The following is a 13,369-nucleotide window of genomic DNA, read 5'->3' as shown; positions in this document are numbered from 1 at the left end:
TACCGCCCCACCTGATCCAGGTAGTGCTCCAGCGTGCTGCCGGGCGGTACCGGACGGAGACCCCGTGCCCCTGCCACGCACCGCTCGTCGTCGTGACGGGCGAGCCCGCGGTGGGCCGGTATCTTGGTGGAACTCGAGATCGCGGAGACGGGCAACGGCGCCCCGGCTCTTGGCCGTTGGGTTCGGGTCGTGAGATCGTCCGCAGGTGACCGACACTGCTGGGGAAACGATTTCGGCGCGGCCCGACGACCGCACCGCGTCCGTTCTGCGCTTCGCGGTGGAACTCGTCGCCTGGGTGGCGACTCCCTGGGCGTTGGCAGGCCACTCGTGGCTGCTCGCCGTTCTGTCCGTGGTGGTTCTGATCGGTCTTCCCACGTGCTTCTCCACCCCGGGTGACAAGGTGCACGTGATCATCGCGGTACCGGGCTGGGTCACGATCCTTCTGGTGCTTCTCCAACTCGTCGCGGCCGTGGCTTCCTCGTGGCTGGCGTGGCCTGTGTGGGCGGCGGGGCTCGTGACCCTGATGGCCGTCGTCACCCTCGTCACGGAGCGCCGACGCTGGCGGTGGCTGACCTCCGGCGAACCGACCCGTCACCCGAGGGGCTCATCCGTCGCCTGAAGCGGCGGCTCACGCACCGAGGCCGTCGAGCAGCATGGCGAGCCCGCCCAGGAACTCCCGGTCCGCGCCGACCTTTCGGGCGTGCCGGGCGGTCTCGCTCATGTACGGGAACTCCTCGCGCGGCAACGAGGCGATGGCCACCGTGCCCGGGCCGGACAGCGCCCCGAGGTGTTCGAGTTGGATCGCGCCGATGACGTAACTGAGCAGTCCACGCAGGGCGATGACCCGTCGCTCGCCCTCGATCCCCGCCGCGGTGAGGATGGCGAGCACGGTCTCCGACCAGCGCAGCCCCGCGAGGGAGCGGTGGCGGTGGGTGATGGTGAGGGGGACGACCGCGGGGTGGGCGCCCACGGCGTCGCGCAGGCGCCGCGCCATGACCTCGAGGTACGGCGGCACGAGGAGCTCGAGGCCGCCGGAGTCCGCGAGGTCGTCGTCTTCCACTCGCCCGCCGACGAACTCCGGCCCCACACCCCCGACATCCCGTTCGCCGTCGTCGCCGACCCCGACAAGCGGCTGTACGTGGAGTTCGGTGTGGAGCGGTCGCCCCGCGCCCTGCTCAACCCGCGCGTCTGAGGGCCGATCGTCCGGGCGGTCGTCAGCGGCTTGTGGCAGGTGGCCCGCGGGCGGGAGCGCCTGCCCGCGACCCGCCCGCACGGCGGCCGGCTCGGCCTTCCCGCCGACTTCCTCATCGCACCCGACGGCTGCGTGCTCGCCGCCAAGTACGGCGAGCACGCCTACGACCAGTGGTCGGTCGACGAATTGCTGGGGCTGGCGGCGACCCGTACACCGCATGCACCCTGCGCGAAGCCCGCGGCTCGGTAGGTGACGGTCAGGCCGGCAGCACGGCATGGGCGATGCCGGTGAGGTTGCCCTGGAGGAGAAGGATCTCCTTCTGGTTCGACCCGTCGAGGTCGGCCGCGTAGATGTTCCCGGCCAGGTCGGTCACGTACATGTGGCCGTCGTCCGGATCGAGGGCGAGGCCGATTCCCTCCATGAGGTGGGTCACCAGGATCTCGGGAGTCCCGGGCCCGTCCGGCGAGTCCATCGGCGCGCGGTTCACGGTGTTGCCCCGCGGCGGGTCCCCGCGGTCCGTCCAGTACAGCGTGCGCTCCGCGAGGTCGAACTCCAGGTCGATCGGCTCCGGCAGGCCGTCGAACAGCACCTCGATGTCGCCGCGTTCGGCCGGGCTCTGTCCGGCGGGCAGGTCGATCCCGGCCCGCAGGATCCTCCCGAGCCCCGCGTCACTCGGGCCCTTCTGGGACCAGTAGAGGTGACCGGCGGCCGGGTCGACGGCGACTCCCACGCACCACTTGGTCTCGTCGCGCTGGTCGTCCGCCCCCTGTCCCGTCTGGACGAGGGTCTCGACGTTCGAGCCGTCCAGGTCACAGCGCATCACGCGCATGCCCTCGCGGTCGCCCCAGTACAACTTCCGCCCGACGGCGTCGAAGTGGAGTTGCTTCGGCGTGTGCGTGCCGCCACTGGGGACGATCGTCGTCCGGTCGCCCCCGTCCAGGTCCACGCGCTCGATCGAGCCGTCGTTCTCCGCGGGAACGCCCATGTTCGTCCAGTAGACGTGCCCGGCGGCGACGTCGACGGCGACCCCGTCGGGGATCCGGCACCCGGAGACGATCACCTTCTTGTCGGAGCCGTCGGGGTTCACGGAGAACAGGCGGCCGCCGCTGCTGGCCTCAAGGACGAACAGTCTCTCCTGGCCGCGCGTCACGGTGCGTCCTTCCCGGGGCGGCCGGCCGCGGCGCCGCGCGCTCCGGACGGATCGTGCTCGGCGCGCACGGCCAACAGGGCCGAGAGCATCGCGTCGCGCCGGGCGGCGAGTTCGTCCACCGAGTGTCCGTCCGCCTCCGCCAGCACGCCGTTGACGATCGTTGCCCCGAGCTCCGGCGTGAACTCGGGCGTGCCCAGGTCCTGCCAGGACTGCACCATCCGCGGCATGAGGGTCTCCATGAAGTGCTGGATGCCGCCCGCTCCCCCACCGAGATGCCACAGCAGATGGGGACCCATGACGCCCCAGCGGAGCCCCGGCCCCCAGGACACCGCGTCGTCGGAGTCGGCCACGTCCAGCACGCCCTGCTGGACCAGGTAGACGACCTCGCGGTACAGCGCGGCCTGGATCCGGTTGGCGACGTGCCCGGGCAGCTCCTTCTTGAGGTGGATCGGCTTCTTGCCGATCGCGGCGTAGAACGCCATGGCCTCCCGGATCGTCTCCGGAGCGGTCTTCGTTCCGCCGACGACCTCGACCAGCGGGACGATGTGCGGGGGGTTGAAGGGGTGCCCGATGACGGTCCGCTCCGGGCGCCGGCACCCGGCCTGGATGGCGCTCATCGTGATGCCCGACGAACTCGACGCGATGATCGCGTCCGGCGGCGTGGCGTCGTCGATGTCGGCGAACAGCTTGACCTTGAGCTCGGGTCGCTCCGGCGCGTTCTCCTGGACGAAGTCGGCGTCCCCTACGGCCTCGCGCATGTCCGCGGTGAAGCTCAGGCGATCGGGCGAGGCGCCGGGCGCGAGCCCGATCGAGGCGGCCGCGTCCCAGGCCGCCGCCACGTACGACCGCAGGGCCTCCTCCGCGGTGGGGGCGGGATCGGTGGCCGTCACGTCGAAGCCGCGGACGAGACAGTGCGTCGCCCAGCTGGCACCGATGGTGCCGGTCCCGACGATCGCCACGCGGTGCACGGCTCTGTGCGCATTCATGGCTGGTCACTGCTCCTGGGAGTCGGACGCGAACGGTGCGAGGACGGGGACGGCACGCGTACGGTCGGCACGCCGCGGCGGTGCCCGTGGAGCAGTGCCTCGGCCGCCGCGCGCGCCGGGCTCATCCCGAAGCCCCCGCTTCCGTCGCCGCGGGGATCGCTCCCTCGGTCCGCAGCTCCTCGATCTCGGCGGCCCCGAATCCCAGCTCGGCGAGGATCTCGTCGTTGTGCTCGCCCAGGTCCGGTGCCCGCTTGGCCGGGACCTTCGGGACGCCTCGCAGGTTGACCGGGCTGTTGACGGTGTACTCCAGCCCGCTGACCCCTTCGAGCGGGACGACGATGTCGTTGGCGCGCAGCTGTGGATCCCGCGCGGTCTCCTCCGGCGTCTGAATAAGGCTGTAGGTGATGCGTTCCTGGTCCAGTACGTCCTTCCAGTGGGCGAAGGGCCGCGCGCGGAACTCGGTGTCGAGCAGCTGGGACAGTACGGCGGAGTTCTTGGCGAAGCCCTCGACGTCCGCGAACCGGGGGTCCCCCAGCAGGTCGGGGTGCCCGATGGCCCGCGTCAGACCGGGCCAGTGCTGAGGTGAGGCGACCAGCATGAACCACTCGCCGTCCGAGGTCGTGTACGGGTTGACCAACGGGTTGACCGGCGCCTTGCGGTCATGGAGCTGGAACGGCGTACCGTTCGCGAGCGCTCCGGACACCAGCGTTCCCGTGGCCCAGACACCCGCGGCCAGCAGCGACGTCCCGACACTGCTCCCCTGTCCCGTCCGCTCGCGGCGGTACAGGGCGGTCACGATCGCCGCGTAGATCGCGATGCCCGACATGTAGTCGCCGCTGCCCCACACGGGCACCGTCGGCGGGGCTCCCGCGTCGCGGGTGGAGGCCAGCAGCCCGCTGCGCGACCAGTAGGCGGTCAGGTCGAAGCCCGGCTGCGTGGCGTCGGGACCGGCGTCCCCGAAACCCGTGATGTCGGCGTAGACGACCTTCGGGTTCCAGGCCGAGACCTCGTCGTAGCCGAGGTGCAGCTTCTCGCGTGTGCCGTGCGGGAAGTTGGTGATGACGACGTCGGCCCACTCGACGAGGCGCTTGAGGATCCTGGTGCCCGCCGGGGACTTCAGGTCGATGACCATGCCGCGCTTGTTGCGGTTGGCGAGGTGCCAGCTGTAGTTGGCCTGTGCCCGGGGGCTGGGCGGCAGGGCGCTCAGCCGCCGCTGGGGGTCGCCCTGTCCCGGCGGCTCGACCTTGATGACCTCCGCTCCGAAGTCGGAGAGCACGGTGGCCGCGGCGGGACCCGCGATGAAGCTCGACACGTCGAGCACCTTGAGGCTGGTAAACACGGATTCGCTCGTCATCGTCGTCACCTCACGAAGGCGCTCAGGCCGCCGGTGACGGCACGTCCGACGATCAGTGTCTGGATCTCCCGAGTGCCTTCGTACGAGTAGAGGGCCTCGGCATCGGCGACGAAGCGGCCGACCTGGTAGTCGAGAACGATGCCGTTGCCGGCCAGCAGTTCCCGAGCCCACCCCACGCTCTCGCGCATCCGCACGGTGCAGTAGGCCTTGGCCAGGGCGGACTGCTCGTCCCGGTAGACCCCGGCGTCCTGCAACTGGGCCAGGCGCGTCACCATCCCGCACGAGGCCGTGGCGTTGCCGAGCATCTTCACCAGCAGGTCCTGCACGAGCTGGAAGCTGCCGATCGGGCGCCCGAACTGCTCGCGCACCTTCGAGTACTCCAGGGCGATCTCGTAGGCGCCGAACATCACTCCCACCGACTGCCACGCCACCCCGCTGCGCGTCCGGCGCAGGATCTCGGCGGTGTCCTTGAACGAGTTCGCGTTCTGCAGCCGGTTGGCCTCCGGAACACGGCAGTTGTCGAGGACGATGTCGGCGTTCTGCACGATCCGCAGCGCCATCTTGTTCTCGATCTTCGTCGCGGTGAACCCGGGGGTGTCCTTCTCCACGACGAACCCGAGGACGTGCTTCGTCTCGACATCGCGGGCCCAGACGACGACCAGGTCGGCGAACGTGGCGTTGCCGATCCACCGCTTGGATCCGTCGAGGATCCATCCGTCGCCGTCACGCCGCGCGGTCGTCCGCAGTCCGCCGGCCACGTCGGAGCCGCCGTGCGGCTCGGTCAGCGCGAACGCGCCGATCTTCTCGAAGCGGCTCATCGCGGGCAGCCACCGCCGCCTCTGTTCCTCGGAGCCGCAGCTGAGGATGGTGCCCATGGCCAGACCCGAGTGCACGCCGAAGAACGTCGCCAACGACGCGTCGGCGTGCCCGAGCTCCATCGCGAGGAACCCCGCGAAGAGGTTGCCCGGCTTCGATTCCGAGGAGTCCGGGTCGGCAAAGTTCAGCAGACCGAGCCCGCCGAAGCCCTCGACCAGTTGGAAGGGGAACTCGGCCCGCGACCAGTAGTCGTCGACGATCGGGGCGGCCTTCGTGCGGAGGAACGCACGGACGGACTCGATCTTCTCCCGCTCCGCATCCGACAGCAGCTCCTCGAAGGCGTAGAAGTCGGCGGGCAGTGCTCCACTGTCCAGGTACGGACCGGACGGTGTGGGCAACTCCTTGGTGCCGCTCATGGCAAATCTCCCTCGCGCGCTGGGGGCATGGCTCGGAACTCCGCGCCCGGCGTAACGGTTCTGCGGCGCGATTAAACGCTGATCGCAGGTCGGTCCCCCGGACCCGCGCCGCCCACGGCTGCCGTTTGCGTCGGGGACCACCCGAGTGGCCCGTTGCCCCAGGTCGGGGTGGGGTGAGGCGGGGCGACGGGGACCGCGACGATGGCCACGGCGGCATGCGGAACGGTCCGTCCCGGAGTGGGACGGACCGTGGAAACGTCAGAACCCGGTGATCCCCGCGGTGTCCTGCGCGCGGTGCTGCCGCAGGACGCCGTGCGACACGGTTATCGGACCAAGATGATCACGAAGGATCCGTTGTTGAAGCGGTGATCGAAGCGGTGATCGAAGCGGTGGCCAAAGCCGTTGTTGAAGCAGAACCCGGGGTGATTGAAGCAGAACCCGGGCCGGCCGAAGCCGAACCCACCGTGGTTGAAGCCGAACCCGCCGTGGTCGAAGCAGCGCCAGTCGTCGTGGCCGAAGCACGAGTCGGTGGTCACCCGGGTGTGCACGGCAGGGGCTGCCGCCTCCGCCGTACCCGCCGCGCCGACGGCGGCGCCGCCGGCCATCACCAGACCGGCCGCGGACACCGCGACGAGACGCCTCACGCTGTGTGCTCGCATGATGGACACGCCCCTTCCTTCATCGTCTCGCGCGGCTCTCGGCGGCACGAGAGTGGCCCTGCCTCCTGTACGTCGGCGGCGCCGATTTGGATTGCGCTCAGCGACACGTTCCGAGAATGAGCGCCTGCAACTGCTCGGCGGTGCGGTCGAGGGGCTGTGTGCTGCGCTTGGCTCGGCACATGGCCACCGTTCCCTCGACGGCCGCGACGATGAGGGTCGCGAGCTGGGCCGCCTCCTCGGGCTCGGCGCCGTGGTCGCGCAGTGAGGCGGCCAGCAGGCTCTCCCACTCTTCGAAGACTGCGGCGGCGGCCAGCAGAGCGGCGGGCGTCTCGTCGGTGGGGGGCTCCTCGATGGAGACGGCGAGGACGGGGCAGCCGGCCCGGAAGTCGGTGTCGACCACGATCTTGCGCCACAGGCCGAGGAAGGCGCGCAGTCCGGCCACCGGACCGGCTTCGAGCTCCTTGCGCAGACTTCGGGCGATGAGGTCTCCCGTGTACCGGACGGCCTCGGTGGCCAGCTGCTGCTTGCCCTCGGGGAAGTAGTGGTACGTCGAGCCGAGCGGCGCCCGGGCGTGCTTGGCCGTCTCGCGAATGCTCGTCGCGTTCAGGCCGCGCCGACTGATCATGTCGGCCGCACCGGCCACGATCCGCTCGCGCGCTGTCCCGCTGGGCTGTGTCACGTACGCGATCCCTTCCGACCCCACTGGCTATAACGACCGTCATAGTCTAGCGTGACCGCCGTCTATAACGAGTGTCATAGACCTCGTACGCCGTCGAACGAACGGAAGAGAGGCACGCCCATGCCGTCGATCCGGCTCACCGCCCCGGCCGGCGCCCTGACCGAACAGGGCCGCCACAGTGTTCAGCGCGACCTCGCCTCGGTGCTGCTGCGCTGGGAGGGCGCACCGGACACCGCGTTCTTCCGCGCCCAGGCGTGGAGCTACCTCGTCGAGCTGCCGGAGGGCGCGCAGACCACCGCCGAGGACGACGCGCCCCGCTTCCTGGTGGAGGTCACCGTCCCGCAGGGCGCCCTGTCCGAGCGCCGCAAGGCGGGCTTGGTCGAGGAGGCGACGCGGACCGTACTGACCGCCGCCGGACTCACCCCGGACGACGCCCTGCGGGTGTGGGTGCTGGTGCACGAACAGCCCGACGGCACCTGGGGCGCGGGCGGCTCCGTCATCCGCTACGCCGACCTCGTCGCCCTGGCCGGGCGAGGCGAGGCGGGCAACAGCGATGCGTGAGCTGACCTACGTCGCCCGGCGCACGGTCGAATGGCGTGAGGCGCCCGACCCGAAGCTCCGGTCCGGGCGGGCGGCGATCGTCGCGCCGGTGGCGGCGACCCCCTGCGACGTGGACTCCTCGATCCTGGCCGGTCACAGCTTCGTCGAGCCGCCCTTCGCCCTCGGGCACGAGTGCGTCGCCAGGGTCGTGGAGACCGGCGACGCCGTCACCGCCGTAGCCCCCGGCGACCTGGTCGTGGTGCCCTGGTCCATCAACTGCGGTACCTGCGACCGCTGTCGGGCAGGACTGACCGCGCACTGCACTGCCGTGCCGTACATGGCGATGTACGGCGCACCGATCGGCGGCACCTGGGGCGGGCTCTTCTCCGACCTGGTCCGGGTGCCCTACGCCGACGCCATGCCGGTGCCGCTGCCCAGCGGCCTCGACCCGGTCGCCATGGCCTCGGCCAGCGACAACTGGTCCCTGGCCTGGCGCCTGGTCGCGCCCCATCTCCAGGCGCGCCCAGGAGCCCGGGTGCTGGTCGTGGCCCGCGGCAGCATCGGCCTGTACGTCTGCGACATCGCCCGCGCGCTCGGCGCCTCCGACGTGCTCTACGTCGATCCCGAGCCCGAACACCGTGACCTAGCCCGCGCCTTCGGGGCCGCCACCGCCGAAGTCCTGGAACCGATCCCGCAGGGCTTCGACATCGCCGTGGAGGCCACCGGTCGTGTCGACCACCTCGCCCTGGCCGTCAAGTGCCTTGCCCCGGAGGGGATCTGCGAGAGCGCGGGCAACCACTTCCGCCCCGGCGAACTGCCCCTGCTCGACATGTACCTCACCGGCGTCACGCTGCGCGTCGCCCGCGACAACGTACGCGCCCACATTCCCGACGCCCTGGCCCTGGCCGCCTCCGGCAAGGTCGCCCCCGAACGGGTCGTCTCCCAAGTCATCGACTGGGAGGACCTGCCGACCGCGCTGCCGGAAAGACACCTCAAGCCCGTCTTCGTCCGGGCCGATGGGTGAACGCCCCACCGGTGAGTGTCAGGAGCGATCGGGCGGGCGCAGCAGCGGAGCGTACTGGCGGGCGCGGTGGTGGCTGATGCGGCGTAGCTCCGTGACTGCGTTGGTGGGGGCGACGGGGTGCTGGGCCGAAGAGCCGGCCGTACCCAGCAGGGTGTAGGCGATGTGGACGTGGCGCTCGCCGTCGATGAGGTCGGCGTGGAGCAGACCGGTCCGGGCGTGGGCCAGGCCGGGGTGCTGGTCGCGGAGTTCCGCGGCGGGCGTGGGCAGTTCCGTGAGGACTCGGGCGAGTGCCTGCCGGTAGTGGCGGTAGGTCAGGTGCGTCCGACCGCTCAGGGGCCGCGGTCGGTCGGGGCTGTCCGGTTCGGGGGGTGTGGTCTCGTCGCCGTGATGCGCCGCCGGCAGCGCGCAGGCGTGGGCGACGGCGGCGGGCATGCCCTGGACGCACACGGTCGCCTGCGTCAGGGCGGCCGCGGCACGTTCCGGCTGCCGGCGCCGTACATGGGTGACGGCGCGGGTGAGGAGCGCGGCGGCGGTCGCTTCCAGGAAGAAGCGGCTGTGGTGACCGATGAACCATCGCTCCGCACCCGCACCGAGCGGGGGTTCCCCCTGGGCCTCGGGGGGAGGGAGCGATGCGGTGCGCGACGGCCGGATCTCCGTTTCGGCCGAGCCGACTCCCGCGGCGTCCGCCCAGTACTCCATCGCCTGCCGCAGGGCGGCCAGTTCGGCCACCGCGTCATGAGCGCCGAGCGGAGTGTGAGCCAGGTCCAGGACGGCGCGGCCCAGGACGCCCAGACCCTCGGCAAGCGTCTGGCAGGCGGTCAGGGGCAGCGTGCGCGTACGGAAGTCGGAGTGGACGGGTGTGTCGGCTGGTTCGACGGACGCCTCGACCGATGCCCCGGACACGCTCACCCCGAGTTCCTCCCGCAGTCGCGCCGCGAGTCCCGCGGCGGTGAGGAGGAGGGGCGGCAGCGCCGCCCGGCCGCTCCATGGGTCCGCCGCGGTCAGGGTCTCGGCGAGCTGCGCGCGAAGCGCGGCGGCCTTCGGACCCGAGGACGCCGTGGCCGGCGACATCGCGGGGACGGGCATGGGGAACGCCACCACGGGAACCTCGTCCGGCGTCCCGGACGGCTCGCGACCGCAGGTGGACCCCCGGAGCGTACGGCGGAGGTCATTCATGTTCATGCGGCCCTCCCAGCAGGTGGCACGGCACCGTCCAAGTGCCGGGACTCAGTGGCGCATCCGTCGCGTTCACGTCCACCACCAGCTGATGGAGGGGATACACAGGCGTTCGCGGGCGGGGCCGGGGCGCGGGGCCGCGAGCGTGGCGCACGGCATGGTGACGGGGTCTTCGGGGTGGATGTAGCGGGCGCAGGTGTATGACCAGTCGAGGTTGGCGCGGATCCATCGGTCCAGGCCCGTCAGGTACGCGGCAAGGCCGGGGGCGGCGTCCTGGCCGGTGTCGCGCCGAAGCGCCAGATACCGGGTCAGCACCTGGTCCCGCAGCGCGATGACCTCCTCGACCGCCTCGTCCTGGGTGAGCTGGTGATGGCGCGTCAGGACGTTGAGGAGGCGCAGCGGTTGGGTGCTGCGGCGGGACTCCTTGTGCTGGGAGATGATGTCGTTGTCGACCCCCACCATGATGGACATCATCTCGGTCAGCGCCTTGACCTCGGGTCGGTGGAGTTCGGCCGGGGTGGCTTCCTGACCGTGCAGGACGTCGAGCAGGGCCGCGCAGGGGCCGAGCCCGCCGGAGTGGATGCGCATGGCCATGTAGTCGTTGAGGTCGGGGACCAGCCCCTTCGCCCGAAGCCCGGCCTCCCACACCTGGCCGAACAGGTACATCCGCATCGCGTGCGCCCAGCGGGCGATCTGGGTGTCGGAGGCGACGCAGGCGAGGCGCGACCGGATGTCCCGCAGCGCGGTGGTCCACGGTTCGTCGCCGAACATCCGCTCGGGCCCGGGTGTCTCGGCCACCCGCAGCAGCCGGGCGGCGAGTACGGCCAACTCCTCGGGGCTCGCACCGTAGCGGCCCTCGCTGCACCACTCGTCGTCGAAGGAAAACAGCCATATGAGGAAGTGCGCGTAGAGCCGTATGGGTTCCTCGTCGGCGTCCGCCGCGACGCGGGAGGCCAACTCACCGGCGCCGGAAGAGGCGTTGCGTGACAGCTGGGCCGGGGACCGGTACAGCCGCATGCGCATCATCCAGTCGACCGCGTCCTCATGGATCCGCTGCCACGACGGATGAATCGCCGAGGGGAGCGGGCACCACACGGCGGGCACTGTCCGTTCCGCAATCATCCCCAACTCACTCCCGGGTACGAGTGCAGCCCTCCCGCTCCCATGGTCGGCGTGGCCGCGCCGGGAGGAGCCCCCGTGGACTGACGGTGATCCGCTGAGACAGGCAGGGTCGGGCACCCGGCCGGTTGCCGGGCGGCAGTGGCCCGGCACCGGCGGGACGTGCCGGTCAGAGACGGTTCGGCTTGAAGGTGAACTGGGCCGACGCCGTGGCGAAGACGGAACCGGCGTCCACCACGGCTCCGTCGAGGACGCCGGAGAGAAGGGCGGCGAAGTCGGACGTCACCTTCAGCTCGGTGTCCTCGACGCTGAACGACGTCTCCAAGGCGTTGGCCCGGAGGGACTTGAGCAGGGAGTAGCCGAACGCCTCGATGCGCTGTCTGCTGCCGTCCGTGCTTGTCTTGACCGCGAACACGACCTTCCCGGCGGGAAGCGTCCCTTGAGGGTCGGTCAGCTCGATGAAGGCTCCGGCGGCGTCCTCCAGCCGTAGCCCGCCCTCGAAGCCGGCGTACCCCTTGCCGATCGCGCTCACCTCCGCGCTGCCCACGGTGAAGTGCGCGCCGGGGGCGGTCGCGTCGTCGAGCGGTGCGGCCGGCGCCACCGCGGTGACGGTGATTCCGGCGTCTTCGAGTCCGCTCCACACGGTCGGGTCGAGTCGGAGCTTGGCGGTTCCAGTGGCCTTGGACATGCTGACCTCGCTGCTGTGCATCCATCGCGAGACGGGACACTCTGAGCGTCACACCGCCGCGCGGCCACCGCATCAGCACACTCTTGGGGCGGGACACCTCAACACCCGCCGCGCGGGCCCGTGCACACCTGGGATCACGGTCCTGGCCTCGGACGCGACCGAGCCCCGGGTCCTGACTCGATCGTGCCGCGGCTCTTGATCCGAACAGGTGACTTGGCGGCAGATGATGACGTCCACGAGGGCCTCGCCGCGCAGCGCGGTCAGGGCCGGCGGCTGCCCGAGCCGCCCTACGGCAGCAGGCTCAGAAGCTGCCGCGTATGACCGGGGAGCTCCACCTCCGCGAGGCCCGCGAGGAGGTCCCTGAGCGGCACGGGCCGATCGAGCAGGAGCTTGTCGTCGGACAGGAGCAGGGTGGGCAGCACGGTGTCGAGTTCCGCGTCGCTCAGCATCGGACCGCCGAGGGCGCACAGGGCGTCCGCCTGGATGCGGATGCGGTCCTGGAGCCCCGCGTTGCCACCGGCGAGCGCGATGACGCGTTCGAGGGTCCAGGTGTCGAGCGCGGCACGGTTGTCGTACGTGGTGACCGCACCCGAGGCGAGGGAGGACACCGCGGTGATGGTGGCGGCGTTGATCAGGGAGACGTGCGCCAGGATCTGGTCGGCGTTCCACTCGCCGGCCGGCGGCACGGGCGGCGTGTCACCGGAGTCGGCCACCGTGGCGGCGGCGTCCAGCAGGGCACCGTAGGCGTCCCGAAGCTTGGTGGTGTCCATCGTGTCTCTTCTTTCTGCGGACGTGCGCGGTGGGAGGCGGAACGGATGCGCGAAGGGCTGGGGCGACCGCCGTCTCACGTGTGCGCGCGGTACATCTCCCACGGCGCCTGCGGGAGGACGTCGCCGGTCTCCAGCAGCGACTTGAGGTTCGCCAGCACGGCGGGCCAGCCGTGCGAAATGCCCTTGCGCATGTCCAGGTTGGGCAGGTTCTCGTGGGTCACCGTGAGGCGGACGATGTCCTGGTGCGGCTCCACGAGGAAGGTCACCACCGACGGCTCCCTCGACGGTTCGGCGTCCGGCGAGTCCTCGAAGGTGATCACCAGGCGCGTGGGGGGCTCGGCCTTGAGCACCTCACCGACGACATCGACGGCGCCCGACCCGTCGACGCGCCGGTGCTCCCAGGACGAGCCGGGCTGCCAGTCCGAAACGTTGGCGTGTCCCCAGTAGCGCGCCGTCAGGTCCGCGTCCGTCAGTGCCTGCCACACCTGCTCCGCGCTCGCGCGGATGTAGGTCACGTAGACGTAGGCCGGTACGGATGTGGATGCATCGGTCATGACGTACTCCTCTGCCTGTTCTTCATGGCGCTGATCGCTCGCGCAGCGTCCAACCGCGAGGCTTGCACCTCCATTATGCAGGTAGCTACCTGCATAATGTCAACGCGGAGCGCCCCGGCCTGGACGCCGGCCGCCCGATGGGCGCGTCGCGGGCAACGGTGAGCCCTGTATGCGCCCCCGCGTGCGTGGGCAGAATGCGCCATGTCGGCGGTCATCTGGCTGAGTCAATGCGTCACGCATGGCCCA

At 70.9% G+C, this 13,369-nt stretch carries 17 protein-coding genes; 5 read left to right on the top strand and 12 right to left on the bottom strand.

The window, feature by feature from the left end:
- Positions 1 to 205: 205 nt before the first annotated feature.
- Positions 206 to 619 (top strand): hypothetical protein, encoded by a 414-nt coding sequence (locus tag ACWGKT_RS05775; protein WP_453272616.1) that lies wholly within the window; start codon positions 206 to 208, stop codon positions 617 to 619.
- 9 nt (positions 620 to 628) lie between these two features.
- On the opposite strand, the gene ACWGKT_RS05770 is transcribed toward ACWGKT_RS05775, so the two are convergent.
- Complete coding sequence (locus ACWGKT_RS05770) at positions 629 to 994, bottom strand: TetR/AcrR family transcriptional regulator C-terminal domain-containing protein (RefSeq protein ID WP_453272615.1); 366 nt, start codon at positions 992 to 994, stop codon at positions 629 to 631.
- Between ACWGKT_RS05770 and ACWGKT_RS05765 the strand changes: the two genes are divergently transcribed.
- Entirely contained in the window at positions 959 to 1,192 is a 234-nt protein-coding gene (locus tag ACWGKT_RS05765) for an AhpC/TSA family protein (RefSeq protein WP_453272614.1), read from the top strand. The genes ACWGKT_RS05770 and ACWGKT_RS05765 overlap by 36 nt on opposite strands.
- A 30-nt stretch (positions 1,193 to 1,222) precedes the next feature.
- On the top strand, positions 1,223 to 1,441 hold the full coding sequence (locus ACWGKT_RS05760) for a hypothetical protein (RefSeq protein WP_453272613.1): 219 nt from the start codon (positions 1,223 to 1,225) through the stop codon (positions 1,439 to 1,441).
- A 7-nt stretch (positions 1,442 to 1,448) separates the two neighbouring features.
- Here ACWGKT_RS05760 and ACWGKT_RS05755 read toward each other — a convergent pair whose 3' ends face one another.
- From ACWGKT_RS05755 to ACWGKT_RS05730, 6 genes are all read right to left on the bottom strand, one after another.
- Positions 1,449 to 2,342, bottom strand: coding sequence for a 3-hydroxyacyl-CoA dehydrogenase (locus ACWGKT_RS05755; RefSeq protein ID WP_356141013.1), 894 nt, complete (start codon positions 2,340 to 2,342; stop codon positions 1,449 to 1,451).
- On the bottom strand, positions 2,339 to 3,328 hold the full coding sequence (locus ACWGKT_RS05750) for a 3-hydroxyacyl-CoA dehydrogenase NAD-binding domain-containing protein (protein WP_453272612.1): 990 nt from the start codon (positions 3,326 to 3,328) through the stop codon (positions 2,339 to 2,341). The genes ACWGKT_RS05755 and ACWGKT_RS05750 overlap by 4 nt, the downstream gene beginning before the upstream one ends.
- A 121-nt stretch (positions 3,329 to 3,449) precedes the next feature.
- Entirely contained in the window at positions 3,450 to 4,682 is a 1,233-nt protein-coding gene (locus ACWGKT_RS05745; RefSeq protein ID WP_453272611.1) for a CaiB/BaiF CoA transferase family protein, read from the bottom strand.
- 5 nt (positions 4,683 to 4,687) lie between these two features.
- A complete protein-coding gene (locus ACWGKT_RS05740; RefSeq protein WP_453272610.1) occupies positions 4,688 to 5,914 on the bottom strand; it encodes an acyl-CoA dehydrogenase family protein in 1,227 nt (408 codons plus the stop codon).
- 323 nt (positions 5,915 to 6,237) lie between these two features.
- Positions 6,238 to 6,573 carry a hypothetical protein gene (locus ACWGKT_RS05735; protein ID WP_453272716.1) on the bottom strand — a complete coding sequence of 112 codons (336 nt, stop codon included), beginning with the start codon at positions 6,571 to 6,573 and terminating at the stop codon, positions 6,238 to 6,240.
- 97 nt (positions 6,574 to 6,670) lie between these two features.
- Complete coding sequence (locus ACWGKT_RS05730; protein ID WP_453272609.1) at positions 6,671 to 7,252, bottom strand: TetR/AcrR family transcriptional regulator; 582 nt, start codon at positions 7,250 to 7,252, stop codon at positions 6,671 to 6,673.
- A gap of 120 nt (positions 7,253 to 7,372) precedes the next feature.
- On the opposite strand from ACWGKT_RS05730, the gene ACWGKT_RS05725 reads away from it, so the two are divergent.
- Positions 7,373 to 7,813, top strand: coding sequence for a tautomerase family protein (locus ACWGKT_RS05725; protein WP_453272608.1), 441 nt, complete (start codon positions 7,373 to 7,375; stop codon positions 7,811 to 7,813).
- Complete coding sequence (locus ACWGKT_RS05720) at positions 7,806 to 8,816, top strand: zinc-dependent alcohol dehydrogenase (RefSeq protein WP_453272607.1); 1,011 nt, start codon at positions 7,806 to 7,808, stop codon at positions 8,814 to 8,816. Before ACWGKT_RS05725 ends, ACWGKT_RS05720 begins: the two co-directional genes overlap by 8 nt.
- An 18-nt stretch (positions 8,817 to 8,834) precedes the next feature.
- On the opposite strand, the gene ACWGKT_RS05715 is transcribed toward ACWGKT_RS05720, so the two are convergent.
- The 5 genes from ACWGKT_RS05715 to ACWGKT_RS05695 all read right to left on the bottom strand — a co-directional run bounded on the left by ACWGKT_RS05715 (position 8,835) and on the right by ACWGKT_RS05695 (position 13,123).
- Positions 8,835 to 9,998 (bottom strand): hypothetical protein, encoded by a 1,164-nt coding sequence (locus ACWGKT_RS05715; protein ID WP_453272606.1) that lies wholly within the window; start codon positions 9,996 to 9,998, stop codon positions 8,835 to 8,837.
- Between the two features lie 66 nt (positions 9,999 to 10,064).
- A complete protein-coding gene (locus tag ACWGKT_RS05710) occupies positions 10,065 to 11,114 on the bottom strand; it encodes a terpene synthase family protein (protein WP_453272605.1) in 1,050 nt (349 codons plus the stop codon).
- A gap of 166 nt (positions 11,115 to 11,280) precedes the next feature.
- Positions 11,281 to 11,799: a hypothetical protein gene (locus ACWGKT_RS05705; protein WP_453272604.1), complete on the bottom strand. Its 519-nt coding sequence runs from the start codon at positions 11,797 to 11,799 to the stop codon at positions 11,281 to 11,283.
- A gap of 287 nt (positions 11,800 to 12,086) precedes the next feature.
- Positions 12,087 to 12,569 carry a hypothetical protein gene (locus tag ACWGKT_RS05700; protein ID WP_453272603.1) on the bottom strand — a complete coding sequence of 161 codons (483 nt, stop codon included), beginning with the start codon at positions 12,567 to 12,569 and terminating at the stop codon, positions 12,087 to 12,089.
- A gap of 74 nt (positions 12,570 to 12,643) precedes the next feature.
- Complete coding sequence (locus ACWGKT_RS05695; protein ID WP_356141037.1) at positions 12,644 to 13,123, bottom strand: SRPBCC family protein; 480 nt, start codon at positions 13,121 to 13,123, stop codon at positions 12,644 to 12,646.
- Positions 13,124 to 13,369: the final 246 nt, after the last annotated feature.

The organism is Streptomyces sp. NPDC054794, from assembly GCF_053611585.1.
The sequence above is the reverse complement of the archived record's forward strand: the minus strand, read 5'-3'. Positions and strand labels throughout refer to the sequence as shown.